The following is a 15,398-nucleotide window of genomic DNA, read 5'->3' on the forward strand; positions in this document are numbered from 1 at the left end:
ACCTCGTTCCGATGTATCTCGATTCGAGGGTAGTGCCGGGCGTCCGATCACGACCGTGCGTCCCGCCGCGCCGCGGGGAGCACGAGCGTCACGGCGGCCGCGAGCGCGGCGAGCAGCAGCAGCGCGCCGGCGGTCATGGCCGCCGCGTACGTGCCGGTCAGCGCCAGCACCAGGCTCATGCCGAGCGCCCCGCCGAGCTGGTGCACCGAGTTCACGACCCCCGACGCGGCGCCGGCCTGCGACCGGTCCACGCCCGCGATGCCGGAGGCCGTCAGCGGGCCGAACGCCAGGCCCTGCCCGGCGCCGATCAGCGCCATCGGCAGCGCGATGCCGACGGCGTACGACGTGCCCGCGTCGACGGCGCCCAGCCACGCCATGCCGCCCACGGCGAGCACCAGCCCGGCCACGAGCAGCGCCGGGCCGCTCGCCCGGCGCTGCAGGCGCGGCACGGCGAGCGCGACGACGAAGTTCACCGCCGTCATCGGGAAGTACGCGACGCCGGCCGCCAGCGCGGAGAACCCGCGCTCGTCCTGCAGGTACTGGCTGGTGAAGAGGAAGAAGCCCATCATCGCGCCGATGAAGAGCAGGCGGGCGGCGTAGGCGCCGACGCGCTCCCGGCTCGCGAACAGGCCCAGCGGCAGCACCGGCTGCGCGGCCCGGCGCTCGACGGCGACGAGGGCGGCGAGCAGCGCGGCGCCGAGGCCGAGCGCCGCGAGGGTGCCGCCGTCCGCCCACCCGGCGGTGCCCGCGCGGACGAACCCGTAGACGAGGGCAGCCGGGCCGAGGGTGGCCAGCAGGGCGCCCGCGACGTCGAACCGGCCGGGGGTGCGCGGCGTCTCGGGCAGCACCTTCATCCCGGCGACGAGCATGACGACGCCGACCGGCAGGTTGACGAGGAAGCCCGCGCGCCAGGAGACGAGGTCGGCGAGCAGGCCGCCGACGACCAGCCCCACGCTGGCACCGATCCCCGCGACCGCGCCGTAGGCCGCCGTCGCGCGGGTGCGCTCCGGCCCCTCGGGGAAGCTCGCGGTGAGCAGCGCCAGGGTCGACGGCGCGAGCACCGCCGCGCCGACGCCCTGGAGCGCGCGGGCCGCCACCAGCGTGCCGCCCGTCGGCGCGAGGCCGACGGCGACGGACGCCAGCGTGAACAGCGCCAGCCCGACGGCGAACATGCGCCGCCGTCCCAGGACGTCGCCGGCGCGGGCGCCGAGCAGCAGCAGCCCGCCGAAGGCCAGCAGGTAGGCGTCCTGCACCCAGGCGAGGCCGGCGGCCGACATCCCGAGCTCGGCCTGGAGGTGCGGCAGCCCGGTGATGACGATCGAGTTGTCGAGGATCACCATGAAGTAGCCGACGAGGATGATCGCGAGGATCCCGTCGGTGCGGGTCGGTGCCGGGGCGGGGACGGCGGCCCGGGTGGTGGGGGTCGCCGCGACGGAGGTGGTGGTCATGGCGACCAGTCGACGCCGGTCGGGCGCCGCGGGGGAGTCCCGGACGTGCCCGGTAACGCCAGTACCTCCCGGGCCCGAGGGCTTCGACGTACGGTCGAGGACATGGACCTGAAGGCGGAGACGCGGGAGTTCCTGGCCACCCGCCGGGCGCGGATCACCCCGGACAAGGCGGGCCTGCCGGCGTACGGCGGCAACCGCCGCGTGCCGGGGCTGCGGCGCGAGGAGGTGGCGATGCTCGCGGGCGTGAGCGTCGACTACTACACGCGGCTGGAGCGCGGGAACCTCGGCGGCGTGTCCGAGGAGGTGCTCGAGGCGCTCGCGGAGGCGCTGCAGCTCGACGAGGCCGAGCGGCTGCACCTGTTCGACCTCGCGCGGGCGGCGAACGCCTCCGGCGCGGCCCGCTCGCGGGCGCGCCGCACCCCGCCCGGCACGCTGCGCCCTGCCGTGCAGCGGATCCTCGACGCGATGGCCGACGTCCCCGCGTTCGTCCGCAACGGACGCCTCGACGTGCTCGGCACCAACGTCCTGGGCCGCGCCCTGTACGCGCCGCTGTACGACTCGCGGGAGCAGGTGGCGGGCAAGCCCGTCAACAGCGCCCGGTTCCACTTCCTCGACCCCGCCGCCGCCGCGACGTTCTTCGGCGAGAAGTCGCCGCGGATGGCGCACGACGCCGTCGCGATCCTGCGCGCCGAGGCGGGCAAGAACCCGTACGACAAGGCCCTCACCGCCCTGGTGGGCGAGCTGTCCACCCGCAGCGAGGAGTTCCGCCGCCTCTGGGCGTCGCACGACGTGCGGCTGCACCGCACGGGCACGAAGGTGTTCCACCACCCCGCGGTCGGCCTGCTCGAGCTCGACTACGAGGCGCTCGTGCTCCCCGCCGACCCGGGCCTGCAGATGAACGTCTACACCGCGCAGCCCGGCTCGCCGTCCGCCGACGGGCTCGCGCTGCTCGCGTCGTGGGCCGCGACCACGCTCGCGGCGCCCGCCGCGGACGCCTCCACCCGAGAAGGAGCCACCGACCGATGAAGAAGATCCCCCGCCCGGCGACGACGAAGAACCCGCCCGAGCAGTTCCACGGCGACGTGTGGCTCGACCCGATCACCACGCCGCAGGAGGGGGACCAGCGCATGGTCGTGGCGCTGGTGCGGTTCGCGCCCGCCGCCCGCACGGCCTGGCACTCGCACGCCCGCGGGCAGACGCTGCACGTCGTGTCCGGCGTCGCGCTGGTCGGCACGCGCGACGGCGTCGTCGTCGAGGCCCGGCCCGGGGAGACCGTGTACTGCCCGCCGGGGGAGGAGCACTGGCACGGGGCGTCGCCGGACGACTTCATGGAGCACCTGGCGATGCTGGAGAACGCCGACGACCCCGCGGCCACGACCACGTGGCTGGAGCACGTCACCGACGAGGAGTACGCCCGCGCGCCGTGGCTCGACGTCTGACGCCGCTCAGATCAGCAGCGGTGCCAGGCCGAAGCCGATGGCGACGGCGGTCGCGACGGCCACCAGCCCCGGCACCATGAACGAGTGGTTGAACAGGTACTTCCCGATGCGGGTGGTGCCGGTGTCGTCGAGCTCGATGGCGGCGACGACCGTCGTGTAGGTGGGCAGCAGGAACAGGCCGGTGACGGCGGGGAACGACGCGACCATCGTCGTCGCCGCCACGCCCATGCCGGCGGCCACAGGCATGAGGGCGATGGTCGTCGCCGCCTGCGAGTACAGCAGCGCGGACGCGAGCAGCAGCACGACGGCGAGCATCCACGGGTAGCGCTGGATGATGTCGCCGCCCAGCTCCTCGATCTCGGCGGTGTGGCCCTGCACGAACGTGTTGCCCAGCCAGGCGACGCCGATGATGCAGACGGCGGCGCTCATGCCCGAGCGGAACGTCTGCTGCGTGATGACCGTGCTGACGTCGATCCTGCAGAGGACGGCGATGAGCAGCCCCGCCAGCAGCATGAACGTCATGATGGCGCCGCTGCGGGTGATGGTCGGGTCCTCGATGAGGCCCACCGAGTCGGACACCGCGGTCGAGTAGAGCACGACGACGAGCAGCGCCGCCGCGAAGATGATCAGCGACAGCAGCGCCCGCGGCTTGGCGACGAACTCCGTGCGCTCGCGCCGTTTCACCAGCCCCTTCGCGAGCCGCTCCTGGTACACCGGGTCGTCCTGCAGCTCGACGCCCTGCCGGGACGCGACGACGGCGCCGACCATGCAGCCCACCAACGTGGACACCCCCGCCACCGTGAGCAGCGTGAGGTAGTCGACGCCCAGGGGCTCGACGACGGCGGCCATCGCCACCACCGCCGCGGAGATGGGCGACGCCGCGATCGCCATCTGCGACGCCACGACCGCGATGGACAGCGGCCGCGACGGCCGCACGTTCGACTCCTTCGCCACCTCCGCGATCACCGGCAGCGTGGAGAAGGCGACCTGGCCCGTGCCGGAGAACACCGTCATCACGTACGTGACGAGCGGGGCGAGGAAGGTGATGCTGCGCGGGCGGGCGCGCAGCAGCACCTCCGTCTTCGCCACGAGGTAGTCCAGCCCGCCGGCGGCCTGCATCGCGGCGATGGCCGCGATGACGCACATGATGATGCCCAGCACGTCCCAGGGGACACCCGTCGCCGGGTCCACCTCGAGGCCGAGCAGCCCGAGGACGATGACGCCGGCGCCGCCCGCCAGCCCGATCCCGATACCGCCGAGGCGCGCCCCGATGAAGACGAAGACCAGGACGACGGCGAACTGGACGACGATCACCGGGCGGCCTCGCCCTCCTCGTCGGCGGGGGCGTCGTCGTGCTCGTGCTCCGGGTCCGAAGGCGCCCCCGTCGCGTCGTCGGACTCCACGACCCGCGACGACTCGCCCTCCTCGCCGGGGGCCGGGATGCCGCGCTCGTCCGGCGCGTAGAAGCGGCCGCTGTAGCGCGGGTGCAGGAAGTTCTCGGTGGTGAGGATCGAGTCGACCTCCTCGGCGGTGAGCAGGCCACGCGCGACGACGACGTCGCGCACCGAGGCGCCGGTGCGGGCGGCCTCCTTGCCGACGAGGTCGCCGTTGTGGTGCCCGATCACCTCGTTGAGGTACGTGACGATGCCGATGGAGCCGAGCACGTGCTGGCGCATCACGTCGGCGTTGGCCGTGATCCCCACGACGCACTTGGTGCGCAGCGCGTCGCACGCGTTGGTGAGCAGCCGGATCGACTCGAACATGGACTCCGCCAGCACGGGCTCCATGACGTTGAGCTGGAGCTGCCCGGCCTCGGCGGCGTGCGTGATGGTGACGTCGTTGCCCATCACCTTGAAGCACACCTGGTTGACCACCTCGGGGATCACCGGGTTCACCTTGGCGGGCATGATCGACGAGCCGGCCTGCAGCTCGGGCAGGTTGATCTCGTTGAGCCCCGCGCGCGGCCCGGAGGACAGCAGGCGCAGGTCGTTGCAGATCTTCGACAGCTTGGCCGCGAGCCGCTTCACCGCGGAGTGCACGGCCAGGTACGCGCCGTTGTCGTACGTGGCCTCGACGAGGTTCTCCGCCGGCACCGTGGCGAGCCCGGACACCTCCGCGAGCCGCCGCGCCGCGACCTTCGGGTAGCCGGGCGGGGTGTTGAGGCTCGTGCCGATCGCCGTCGCGCCCAGGTTCACCTCGAGCAGCAGGTCGGCCGCGTTCCGCAGGCGCTTGACCTCCTCGGCGACGTTCACCGAGAACCCGGCGAACTCCTGCCCCAGGCTCATCGGTACCGCGTCCTGCAGCTGGGTGCGGCCCATCTTCGGCAGGTCCGCGAACTCCGACGCCTTCTCGTCGAACGCCCGCGACAGCCGCCGCACGGCCACCACGAGCGACTCGGTCAGGGCGTGGACGGCCAGGCGGAAGCCGGTGGGGTAGGCGTCGTTCGTGGACTGGGACTTGTTGACGTGGTCGTTCGGGTTGATGACGTCGTAGCGGCCGCGGGGGAAGCCGGACAGCTCCAGCGCGAGGTTCGCGACGACCTCGTTGGTGTTCATGTTGACGCTGGTGCCCGCGCCGCCCTGGAACACGTCGATCGGGAACTGGTCCATGCACCTGCCCTGGACCAGCACCTCGTCGCACGCGCCGATGATGGCGTCCGCGATGTCCCGCTGGATGGCGCGCAGCTCCCGGTTCGCGAGCGCCGCCGCCTTCTTCACCATCACCATGCCGCGGATCATCTCCGGCACGTCGTTGATGGTCGTCCCGGAGATGGGGAAGTTCTCGATCGCCCGGACGGTGTGGATCCCGTAGTACGCCTGCGCAGGGACCTCCTTCGGCCCGAGCAGGTCTTCCTCGACGCGCACGTCGGCCGTGGGTTCGGCCGTGGGTTCGGCCGTGGGTTCAGCCGTGGGTTCAGCCATGGGTTCAGCCATGGGGCAGACGCTAGCAACGGCGCCGGTCGGACACCCGACGAGGGGTGGGGGTGCGTGCATCCGCGGTCCGTCGTGTGCTGAGAGGGCAGGAGGTCGTCAGGGGGCGCCATCGGTGGTCGTTCGGCTGCCCGGATCGAGGAGGAGCCCATGACGAGGACCAACCCGATGACGTGGTTGGGCAGGCAGGCCCGGCGCGGCGTGACCGACCTGCCGCGCAACGTCCTGTGGATGCTGGACGCGGGGGTCAAGAACCCGGCCCGCTCGGCCGGCCGCACCGTGCAGTCCGCCGGCCGCACCGCGCAGTCCGCCGGGCAGCACGCGGTGGCCGCCCTGGCCGACGCCAACCCCTTCCCGGGCGACGGCGGCGACCGCCGGCTGAACCGGGTGGACGCCGCGATGGAGCGGGCGCACGAGCTCGAGGTGCGCGCGCACGACGAGGCCCGCAACGCGAAGGAGCAGGCCGACGCCGTGGCCGCGGCCGAGGCGGAGGGCGACCGCCGGGTCGCCGAGGCCCGCAAGGAGGGCGACCGCGAGGTGAAGCGGGTCACCGCGGAGGCGCAGCGCGAGGCGGACGAGTACGTCGCGGCGAAGCGCGGCCGGGCCACCGAGCTCGCCGCGCGGCAGGTGGAGGAGACGGAGGCAGACGTCGGCAAGCACGTGGAGCAGGTCAGGGCGGAGGCCGACCGGGCTCGCGCCCAGGCCGAGGAGGCGGTCGAGCGCGCCCGCCAGCAGATGACGCGGGCCCGGGAGCTGGCCGAGGCCGCGGCGGAGGACGCCCGCCGCGCGGCCGACGAGGCCAGGGCCCGTGCCGACCGGCTCGCGGGAGAGGCCGAGGAGGAGGCGGAGCAGGCCCGCCGGCGGGTCGAGGAGGCCGACGAGCGCCGTCGGGAGGTGGCGTCCGAGGGACGGCAGCTCGGCGCGGACGCCGACACCGGACCGCTGGACCTCAAGGAGATGACGAAGGACGAGCTGCGCGCGCTGGGGGTGGAGATGGGCCTCGACCTGCCGACCTCCCTCCGCAAGGAGCAGATCGTCACGAGGATCCGCCGGCACAAGGACGAGCACGACCGATAGGGACGGGAGCACGACGATGACGTGGTGGCGCAAGAAGACGTTCGCCGACCGGGTCGCGGAGGCGCTGGGGCGCAGGCCGCGGCGGTCGGGCGGCACGGCGGTGCGGTCCGGGCTGATCGCGCTCGGGTCGGTCGTCGGGGTGACGGCCGCGAGCGCGGTCGCGTCGGCGATCCGCACGCGGCAGGACCAGGAGGGGTCAGGATGATCGGTCGGAAGACGCTCGGCCGCGCACTGTTCTTCGGGCTCGGGTACGTCGTGGGCACGCGGGCCGGGCGGGAGCGGTACGCGCAGATCGAGGCCGGCGCCCGGGCACTCGTCGCGGGCCTGCGCGGTCGCCTCGACGGCGAGGACGACGGCGGTCGCGACGGCGAGTCGCGACGCCGGCCCGGGTCGTCGCGCGCAGGGGCGGACCCGTACGGCGACATCCGCCTCGGCAGGTAGGCGGCGCCGGACATGATCGTCAGGATCCAGCTCCTCGCGCGGCTGCTGCGGATCCGGCTGCTGCGGGTGGAGGGCGTCGTCGCGATCAGCGACGGCGACCTCCCGCCCGGCGTGACCTCCGTGGAGCCGTCCGCGGACTGGCGAGGGGCCCCCGTCGTCCACGTCCGCGTGGACCGCGACCCGCCGGCGCTCGGGTCGGGGTCGCGTCGCCCGGATCCCGCTCTCGGTCGCGACCTGGCCGCGGCGGAGGCGATCCTGGGACAGGTGCCGTCGTCGGACCGCAGGAACAGGGAGTCGTCATGACGTACCAGATCGGCTACATCGTCGGGAGCCTGGCGAAGGGATCCATCAACCGCACCCTGTCGCGGGCGCTCGTCCGGCTGGCGCCGGACGACCTCGAGTTCACGGAGATCCCCATCGGGGACCTCCCGCTCTACAGCTGGGACTACGACGCCGACTACCCGCCCGAGGGCCGGGCCTTCAAAGCGGCGGTCGAGGCGTCGGACGGGCTGCTCGTCGTGTCGCCGGAGTACAACCGGTCGATCCCGGGCGCGCTGAAGAACGCCATCGACTGGGGCTCGCGCCCGTGGGGCCAGAACTCCTTCGCGCGCAAGCCCGTCGGCATCATCGGAGCCTCCCCGGGCGGGATCGGCACCGCCGTCATGCAGTCGTCGATGCGTGCCGTCCTCAGCTTTCTCGACGCGCCGCAGCTCAACTCCCCGGAGGCGTACATCACCTACGTCGCCGACGACTTCGGCCCGGACGGCGAGGTGACGAACGAGAGCACCGCGGGCTTCCTGCGGCACTACATGGACGAGTACTGCGCGTTCGTGCAGCGCGTGCTCGCCGTCACCGCCCCCGGGCACATCGGCGACAGCGACCCGGCGTCGGCCAAGTAACCGACGAGCGACCCCCACGCCCGGGGGGACCGGATCCCCCCGCAGGGCGGTGGTGGGCGGTGCTGCCGAGCGGACATGATCGTCGCCATGACCACGACCGTCGCCGCGACGCACGCTCCCCGGCCCGCCCGCGCGTGGGTCGCCCCCACGGCGGGGGCCGCACCGCTCGTCCTCTTCCTCCTGGCGTCGCCGCTGCAGGTCGAGGACGCCCCGCTCGCCGTCGAGCAGCCGGACGGCACCTGGGACATCCCCGCCGGGACGCCCTACCTGCTGAACACGTCCTGGCCGGAGAGCGGCTACTTCCTGTGGTTCGTGGCCTGGGCCGCCGGCCTGAGCTGCGTGACCGCCGTCCTCGTCTGCCGTCGGCGCCCCGTCCTCGCGACGCTGCTCGCGGCGTGGCCGTTCGTCACGATCCCGCTGCTGGGGACGTTCGCGTGGGGGTGGTGGCTCGCCCTGCTGATGATCACGTGCCTGGTGGTCCAGGACTCGTGGCGCCGCGCCGTCCTGCCGCTCGTGGCCACCCTCGCCGGCGCCTGGCTCTACGCGCTCACCAACGTGCCCGCGGCGCTCCCGATCGGCCCGGTGAACGCCGGCAGCTCCGACGGCGCGCCCTCGCCCGCGGCGGGGGCGATCTACACGGTGGCCGTCGCGCTCGTCGTCGGGGTCGCCGCAGTCGTCCGGGTGGTGCGCGCGTCGTCGCGGCGCTCGCGGGCTGCGGCCGCGACCGAGCGGCACGCGCTGGAGGTGGAGTCCGTCGCCGTCGAGCGCGCGCGCCTCGCCCGCGACCTGCACGACGTCGTCGCGCACCACGTGTCGCTCGTGGCCGTGCGGGCGGAGTCCGCCCCCTACACGTACCCGGACCTGGGCGACGACGCCCGCCGCGTGCTCGCCGACATCGCCGGGGACGCGCGCCAGGCGCTCGGCGAGCTGCGTCAGGTGCTCGCCGTGCTGCAGCGCACCGACGGGGGCGCCCGGGCGCCGCAGCCGACGGCCTGCGACATCGCGGGCCTCGTCGAGCAGGCCCGGGCCGCGGGCCAGGACGTCACCCTGACGGGGGACTGCGAAGACGTGCCCGCCGCGCAGGGCTACGTGCTCTACCGGGCCGCGCAGGAGGCGCTGACGAACGCCCGGCGGCACGCGCCCGGCGCGCCGACGACGATCACGCTCGCGCTCGTGTCGGACGTCGCCGGGCTGCGGGTCACCAACCCGGTCGACGACCCGGGCGGGCCGGGCGACGTCGTGCCCGGGGGCGGGCTGATCGGCATGCGGGAGCGGGTCGAGGCGCTCGGCGGCGTCGTGACGGCGGAGCGGGAGGGGTCGGCGTTCGTGCTCGTCGTCAGCCTGCCGGTCGGTCCTCGCGAGCCGGTCCCCGCCGTCCGGCGCGACGCCGCGGGCGTCGCGTGACCCGGGTCGTCGTCGCCGACGACCAGCCGGTCGTGCTGCACGGGTTCGCCGCGATCCTCGGCTCCGCCCCCGACCTGGAGATCGTGGGGACGGTGGGCGACGGCGGCGCCCTGCTCGACGTCGTCGCCCGCACCGAGCCGGACGTGGCCGTCGTCGACGTCCGGATGCCGGTGCTGGACGGCATCGCCGCGACCGCCCGGATCGCGGCCGACCACCCCGGCACCCGCGTGCTGATCCTCACGACCTTCGACCTCGACGAGTACGTGTACGACGCCCTGCGGTCCGGGGCGAGCGGGTTCCTGCTCAAGGACGTCACGGCGGAGCGGCTCATCGAGGGCGTCCGCCTCGTCGCGGACGGGTCGATGCTGCTCGGCCCCCGGGTCACGCGCCGGCTGGTGGACGACTTCGCGCACCGGGCCGCGTCGCCCCGCCGGGAGGTGCCCGGGCTGGGCTCGCTCACGCCGCGGGAGCACGACGTCCTGCTCGCCGTCGCCCGCGGCCTGTCGAACGCGGAGATCGCCGACGCGCTGTTCATCGGCGAGCAGACCGTCAAGTCGTACGTGTCGGAGGTGTTGCGCAAGCTGGCGTGCCGGGACCGCGTGCAGCTCGTCATCGCGGCGTACGAGAGCGGCCTGGTCGGGCGGTCGTCGTGAGAGGCTGACGTCGTGCGCGTGGACGTGTGGCTGTGGGCGGTGCGGCTCTTCAAGAGCCGGTCGTCGTCGGCCGCCCTGCTCCGGTCGGGGCGGGTCCGGGTGAACGGCACGGTGGCCAAGCCGTCGACGTCCGTGACCGTGGGCGACACCGTCACCTGGCGCGACCCGCTGCGCGACCGCACGGTCGTCGTCGTCGAGCTGCTGCCCAAGCGGGTGGGCGCGCCGCTGGCGGTCAAGGCGTACCGCGACGAGAGCCCACCCGTGCCCACCCGCCAGGAGCGCGAGGCCGTCGGCGTCCGCGACCGCGGCGCCGGCCGACCCACCAAGCGCGAGCGGCGCGACATCGACCGGCTGCGCGGCGGCCGTCGCTAGGGTCGGGGGATGACCAGCTCCGCGGACCACACCGACCGCATCGCCGCGCTCCTGCGCGAGCACCCCGTCTGGGACGGGCACAACGACCTGCCGTGGGAGGCGCGCGACCAGGTCGCGTACGACTGGGCGCGGCTGGACGTCGAGGCCGGCACCGGGGGTCGCACGCACACCGACGTGCCGCGGCTGCGCGCCGGGGGAGTGGGCGCGCAGTTCTGGTCGGTGTACGTGCCGTCCAACCTGCCGGGCAGCGCGGCGGTCACGGCGACGCTCGAGCAGGTCGACGCGGTCCGGCGCATGGTGGCGCGCTGGCCGGAGCACTTCCGTCTCGCGACGAGCGCCGACGACGTCGTGGCCGCGTGGGCGGAGGGCCGCATCGCGTCGCTCATGGGCGCGGAGGGCGGGCAGTCCATCGACTCGTCGATGGGCGCGCTGCGCATGCTGTACGAGCTGGGCGTGCGCTACATGACGCTCACGCACAACCACCACACCCCGTGGGCGGAGTCCGCGACGGACGAGCCTCCCGCGGACGGCCGGTTCGCGGACGGCGGCCTGACGCCGTTCGGCCGCGCGGTGGTGCGCGAGATGAACCGGCTGGGCATGCTCGTCGACCTGTCGCACGTCTCGGCGGGCACGATGCGCGCCGCCCTGGACGTCTCCGAGGCACCGGTGATCTTCTCGCACAGCTCCGCGCGCGCCGTCTGCGACGTCCCGCGCAACGTGCCCGACGACGTGCTCGCGCGCCTCGCGGACAACGGCGGCGTGTGCATGGTGACGTTCGTGCCGAGCTTCGTCACCCCGGCCATCGGCGAGTGGCGGGCGCAGGCCGGCGAGGCCGCGCGCGCCGCCGGGATCGCGCCGAACGACTACGCCGAGTTCGACCGGTTCTCCACCGCCTGGGCCGAGACGCACCCCAAGCCGCCGACGACGCTCGACGACGTCGTCGCACACGTCGAGCACGTGCGCGAGGTCGCGGGAGCGGCCCACGTCGGCCTGGGCGGCGACTACGACGGCGCGGCCGGCTTCGCGGACGAGCTGCGCGACGTCTCCGGCTACCCGGTCCTGCTGGCGGCGCTGGCGGACCGCGGCTGGTCGGACGCCGACCTGGCCGCCCTGACCAGCGGCAACGTGCTCCGGGTGCTGCGCGGCGCGGAGGACGTCGCCGCCCGGCTGCGGGCCGAGCGCGAGCCCAGCGTCGCGCGCCTCGAAGACCTCGACGGCGGCGCCTGACGGTTGCCCGCGACGGCCGCCCGGCCGAGGGCGCGCCGGAGGGCTAGCGTGAGCCCATGACCGGCGCGCCCGTGCGGGTGTTCCTCGTCGACGACCACGAGGTGGTGCGTCGCGGCGTCGCCGACCTGCTCGGCATGGAGGCCGACCTCGAGGTCGTCGGCACCGCCGGGACGGCGGCCCAGGCCCTCTCGCGGGTCCCGGCCCTGCGGCCCGATGTCGTCGTCCTCGACGTCCGGCTGCCCGACGGGGACGGGGTCAGCGTCTGCCGGGAGCTGCGCTCGCGCACCGACGCCGCGGTCCTCATGCTCACGTCGTTCGACGACGACCAGTCGCTGTTCGACGCGATCCTCGCCGGCGCGTCCGGCTACGTGCTCAAGCAGGTGCGCGGCACCGACCTGGTCGCGGGCATCCGGACCGTCGCGGCGGGCGGCTCCATGCTCGACCCCCGGGTCACCGGCCGGGTGATGGCGCGCCTGCGGGAGACGACCGAGGCCGAGGACCCGCTCGGCGACCTCACCCCCCAGGAACGACGCATCCTGGTCCTCATCGGCGAGGGCATGACGAACCGGCAGATCGGCGCCGAGCTGTTCGTCGCCGAGAAGACGGTGAAGAACTACGTGTCCAGCCTCCTGGCGAAGCTGGGCCTCGAGCGCCGGGTGCAGGCGGCGGTCCTCGCGGCGCGGCTCGATCAGGTCGGCCGGCCGGACGACTCCGAGAGGCCGTCCGCCTCCTGACCCGGGGCGGCGACGCTGCTGCGACCCGGCACGAGGGGTACCCGCCAGCGGAGCGCCGTGCCGCCGGCCCGGCCCGGCCGCACCTCGAACGACCCGCCGAGCTCCGCCGCGCGGCGGGAGAGGTTCGCGAGCCCGCTGCGAGGCGCGTCAGCGGCGATCCCGATGCCGTCGTCGACGACGGTCAGGAGGAGGTCTCCGTCGGCGCGCAGCCCGATCCGCACCTGCGTCGCGCGAGCGTGCCGGGCCGCGTTCGACAGGCTCTCCCGCAGCACGGCCACGAGGTGCGCCGTGACGGTGGACGGCACCTGGGCGTCGATCGGCCCCTCGAACCGGACGGTGGGCGCGAACCCGAGCGCGTGCGTCGCGGCCTCGGCCTCCGCGAGGAGCAGGGACCGGGTGCCCGGACGGCGCGGGGCGTCACCCCCCGGGTCGCGGAGCCCTCGGATGGTGGTGCGGATGAGATCGATGGTCTCGTCGATCTGGTCGATCGCCTCCCCGACCCGCGCGCCGACGTCCCCCCGCGAGCCCCCGTCCAGGGGACGGGGATCGACGAGGCGACGGTCGACGGCCTGCAGCGACAGCCCTGTCGCGTACAGGCGCTGGACGGCAAGGTCGTGCAGGTCGCGGGCGATCCGGTCCCGGTCGCGCACCACGGCGAGCCGGGCGGCGTCGGCGCGCCGCTCCGCCAGCTCGAGAGCCACCGTGGCCTGGTTCGCGAATGCTCCCAGTGCCTCGACGACGACGGTCGGGAACGGCGCGGCCCCGCGTGTCCGTCCGACGACGAGCACGCCGAGCGCGTGCCGGCCTCGGCCGACGAGGGGGAACGCGGCGAGCGGACCCAGGGACCCGTCCGGGTGCAGCGCGACACGGGCACGCCCGTCCACCGTGGCGTCCGCGGTGACGATCGGCTCGCCCTGGAGGAACGCCGTCACGGTGAACGACCCCGGCTGCCGCAGGAGCCGGCCGCGCATCGCGTCCGCCCGGAGGCCCACCGCGGTCCGCACCGCCATCACCGGGGTGCCGTCGGGCGTGGCGTCGTCCACCGGGACCGCGATCCCGGCGGTGTCCGCGGCCGCGATGCTGGCCGCCTTCGACGCGACCAGCTCTAGGACGGCGTCGGGGTCCTCGCCGGACAGCAGTCGCCGCGCGATCTCGTCGTCGGCCCGCGACCAGCGCTCGCGCAGCCGCGCCTCCTCGTAGAGGCGCGCGTTCTCGACGGCGAAGCTCGCGGCGGTAGCGAGCCCCTCCAGGAGGTGCTGGTCGTCCCCCGTGAACTCTCCACGGTCCCTCTTCTCGGTGAGGTAGAGGTTGCCGAACGGCTTCCCGTGGACCTGCAGCGGAACCCCCAGGAAGCTGCGCATCGGTGGGTGGTGCGCGGGGAAGCCGACCGAGCGGGGGTCCGCGGCGATGTCGGGGAGCCGCAGCGGGTGGGGATGGCGGATGAGCTCGCCCAGGATGCCGTGCCCTGTCGGGTACGGGCCGATCGCCCGGATCTCGTCCTCCGAGATGCCCGCGGTGAGAAAGCGCGCGATGCGGTGGTCGTCGCCGAGGATGCCGAGCGCCGCGTACCGGGCGTCGACGACGGCGGCGGCAGCCTGCACCACCCGGTGCAGCGTCGTCTCCAGGTCCAGCCCCCGGCCGACCGACACGACGGCGTCCAGGAGGACGTCGATGTCCCGGTCCCGGCGCCCCTGCCGCGGCCTCACGCGTCCACGGTAGTCCGCCGTGTCCTCGAATGCCCCCGATGGCCCGGATCGGGACCTTCGGCCCGGCCGCCGGGGCGTTCGGCACTTCCGAGCGTCCCGGCGTGCGTGGCCCACTGGAGCGGTCGGAGGAGGACGTCATGGCGATCAGCAGCGTGGAGGGACCGGTCCGGGACGTCGTCGTGGGTGTCGACGGCTCGGAGGGTGGCTACCACGCGATGGCGTGGGCGGCGGGCGAGGCCGTGCGCCTGGCGGCGCGACTCGTCGTCGTGCACGCCTACGCCCAGCCGGTCGGCGTCGGGTCGGTGACGGCCCACGCCCCGGAGCCGAGGGCCGAGGCGGAGACGCTGGTCGCCCGGGCCGGCGTCAGGTTCGAGCGCACGACGGCTGCGCGGACGCTCGGCACGTCGCCCGGCGCGGTCGACCTCGTGGCCGTGCGTGGCGACGCGTGCGCCGTCCTCGTGCAGCACGCTCGCCGCGGCGCCGTCGTGGTGGTGGGTCGCCGGGGCGTCGGCACGTTCGACCGCGTCCCCATGGGTTCGATCTCGTCCACGGTGGCGGCGCTGGCCCCCGGCACGGTGGTCGTCGTGCCGCGCGCCGCCCGCGCCCAGGAGCCGCGCCGCGTCGTCGTCGCCGTCGACCCCCGCGAGGCCTCCGACCGCGTGCTCGAGGCGGGATTCGACGAGGCCGACCGCGCCGGCGTGCCCCTCACGGCGGCGCACTCCGCCGACGAGGGGATGTTCGCGGGCGCCACCGACGGCGACCTGGCGTGGCTGGAGCGGCTGCGCGCCGAGGCGCGGGCCGACCTCGAGGCCCGGGTCGCGCGGTGGGGGGAGAAGTACCCCGCCGTCGACTGGACGGTCGGGACGCGCGGCGGCGCTGCGCCGGGCGCGCTGCTCGCCGCGCTGCGGTCGGACGACCTGGTGGTGGTCTGCGGTCGCGCCGCCTCGCTGCAGGTCGGCCGCGCGCGCGGCGGGCCCGACCGGATCGTGCGCCACGCGCCGTGCGCCGTGGCGGTGGTGCACGACTAGCTTGCCGCCGCGCGCCCGTCGACTCCCCCGGTGGGGCGCG

At 74.8% G+C, this 15,398-nt stretch carries 17 protein-coding genes; 13 read left to right on the top strand and 4 right to left on the bottom strand.

Features of this window, described 5'->3' with window-relative positions; genetic code table 11:
* Positions 1–47: 47 nt before the first annotated feature.
* Positions 48–1,448: an MFS transporter gene (locus tag ACQP6G_RS18115; protein WP_429766368.1), complete on the bottom strand. Its 1,401-nt coding sequence runs from the start codon at positions 1,446–1,448 to the stop codon at positions 48–50.
* A 102-nt stretch (positions 1,449–1,550) separates the two neighbouring features.
* On the opposite strand from ACQP6G_RS18115, the gene ACQP6G_RS18120 reads away from it, so the two are divergent.
* Entirely contained in the window at positions 1,551–2,474 is a 924-nt protein-coding gene (locus ACQP6G_RS18120; protein ID WP_429766369.1) for a helix-turn-helix transcriptional regulator, read from the top strand.
* Complete coding sequence (locus tag ACQP6G_RS18125; RefSeq protein WP_429766370.1) at positions 2,471–2,887, top strand: (R)-mandelonitrile lyase; 417 nt, start codon at positions 2,471–2,473, stop codon at positions 2,885–2,887. Before ACQP6G_RS18120 ends, ACQP6G_RS18125 begins: the two co-directional genes overlap by 4 nt.
* Before the next feature lie 6 nt (positions 2,888–2,893).
* Here the strand turns inward: ACQP6G_RS18125 and ACQP6G_RS18130 are convergent, their stop codons facing one another.
* Together ACQP6G_RS18130 and aspA are read right to left on the bottom strand one after the other, a co-directional pair.
* A complete protein-coding gene (locus ACQP6G_RS18130; RefSeq protein WP_429766372.1) occupies positions 2,894–4,201 on the bottom strand; it encodes an anaerobic C4-dicarboxylate transporter in 1,308 nt (435 codons plus the stop codon).
* Complete coding sequence (gene aspA / locus ACQP6G_RS18135) at positions 4,198–5,820, bottom strand: aspartate ammonia-lyase (RefSeq protein WP_429766373.1); 1,623 nt, start codon at positions 5,818–5,820, stop codon at positions 4,198–4,200. Before aspA ends, ACQP6G_RS18130 begins: the two co-directional genes overlap by 4 nt.
* A gap of 147 nt (positions 5,821–5,967) precedes the next feature.
* On the opposite strand from aspA, the gene ACQP6G_RS18140 reads away from it, so the two are divergent.
* The 10 genes from ACQP6G_RS18140 (at position 5,968) to ACQP6G_RS18185 (ending at position 12,624) form a co-directional block, all read left to right on the top strand.
* The gene (locus tag ACQP6G_RS18140; protein ID WP_429766375.1) at positions 5,968–6,894 is read left to right on the top strand and encodes a Rho termination factor N-terminal domain-containing protein; all 927 of its coding nucleotides are present in this window, start codon (positions 5,968–5,970) and stop codon (positions 6,892–6,894) included.
* Positions 6,895–6,910: 16 nt separating this feature from the next.
* A complete protein-coding gene (locus ACQP6G_RS18145) occupies positions 6,911–7,099 on the top strand; it encodes a hypothetical protein (protein ID WP_429766377.1) in 189 nt (62 codons plus the stop codon).
* A complete protein-coding gene (locus ACQP6G_RS18150; RefSeq protein WP_429766379.1) occupies positions 7,096–7,335 on the top strand; it encodes a hypothetical protein in 240 nt (79 codons plus the stop codon). Before ACQP6G_RS18145 ends, ACQP6G_RS18150 begins: the two co-directional genes overlap by 4 nt.
* Positions 7,336–7,347: 12 nt before the next feature.
* A complete protein-coding gene (locus ACQP6G_RS18155; protein ID WP_429766381.1) occupies positions 7,348–7,638 on the top strand; it encodes a hypothetical protein in 291 nt (96 codons plus the stop codon).
* Positions 7,635–8,234 carry an NADPH-dependent FMN reductase gene (locus ACQP6G_RS18160; RefSeq protein ID WP_429766382.1) on the top strand — a complete coding sequence of 200 codons (600 nt, stop codon included), beginning with the start codon at positions 7,635–7,637 and terminating at the stop codon, positions 8,232–8,234. Before ACQP6G_RS18155 ends, ACQP6G_RS18160 begins: the two co-directional genes overlap by 4 nt.
* Positions 8,235–8,321: 87 nt before the next feature.
* A complete protein-coding gene (locus ACQP6G_RS18165) occupies positions 8,322–9,638 on the top strand; it encodes a sensor histidine kinase (RefSeq protein ID WP_429766384.1) in 1,317 nt (438 codons plus the stop codon).
* The gene (locus ACQP6G_RS18170; protein WP_429766386.1) at positions 9,635–10,291 is read left to right on the top strand and encodes a response regulator transcription factor; all 657 of its coding nucleotides are present in this window, start codon (positions 9,635–9,637) and stop codon (positions 10,289–10,291) included. Before ACQP6G_RS18165 ends, ACQP6G_RS18170 begins: the two co-directional genes overlap by 4 nt.
* 12 nt (positions 10,292–10,303) lie before the next feature.
* The gene (locus tag ACQP6G_RS18175) at positions 10,304–10,663 is read left to right on the top strand and encodes an RNA-binding S4 domain-containing protein (protein ID WP_429766388.1); all 360 of its coding nucleotides are present in this window, start codon (positions 10,304–10,306) and stop codon (positions 10,661–10,663) included.
* Positions 10,664–10,672: 9 nt separating this feature from the next.
* Positions 10,673–11,890 carry a dipeptidase gene (locus tag ACQP6G_RS18180; RefSeq protein WP_429766390.1) on the top strand — a complete coding sequence of 406 codons (1,218 nt, stop codon included), beginning with the start codon at positions 10,673–10,675 and terminating at the stop codon, positions 11,888–11,890.
* Positions 11,891–11,946: 56 nt separating this feature from the next.
* Positions 11,947–12,624 carry a response regulator gene (locus tag ACQP6G_RS18185; RefSeq protein WP_429766392.1) on the top strand — a complete coding sequence of 226 codons (678 nt, stop codon included), beginning with the start codon at positions 11,947–11,949 and terminating at the stop codon, positions 12,622–12,624.
* Here ACQP6G_RS18185 and ACQP6G_RS18190 read toward each other — a convergent pair.
* The gene (locus tag ACQP6G_RS18190) at positions 12,579–14,330 is read right to left on the bottom strand and encodes a sensor histidine kinase (RefSeq protein WP_429766394.1); all 1,752 of its coding nucleotides are present in this window, start codon (positions 14,328–14,330) and stop codon (positions 12,579–12,581) included. The two genes, ACQP6G_RS18185 and ACQP6G_RS18190, sit on opposite strands and share 46 nt — an antisense overlap.
* A 137-nt stretch (positions 14,331–14,467) precedes the next feature.
* On the opposite strand from ACQP6G_RS18190, the gene ACQP6G_RS18195 reads away from it, so the two are divergent.
* Positions 14,468–15,358 (top strand): universal stress protein, encoded by an 891-nt coding sequence (locus ACQP6G_RS18195; RefSeq protein WP_429766396.1) that lies wholly within the window; start codon positions 14,468–14,470, stop codon positions 15,356–15,358.
* Positions 15,359–15,398: the final 40 nt, after the last annotated feature.

Origin of the sequence: Isoptericola nanjingensis, from assembly GCF_050311635.1 — a bacterium.
Taxonomy (GTDB): domain Bacteria; phylum Actinomycetota; class Actinomycetes; order Actinomycetales; family Cellulomonadaceae; genus Isoptericola; species Isoptericola nanjingensis.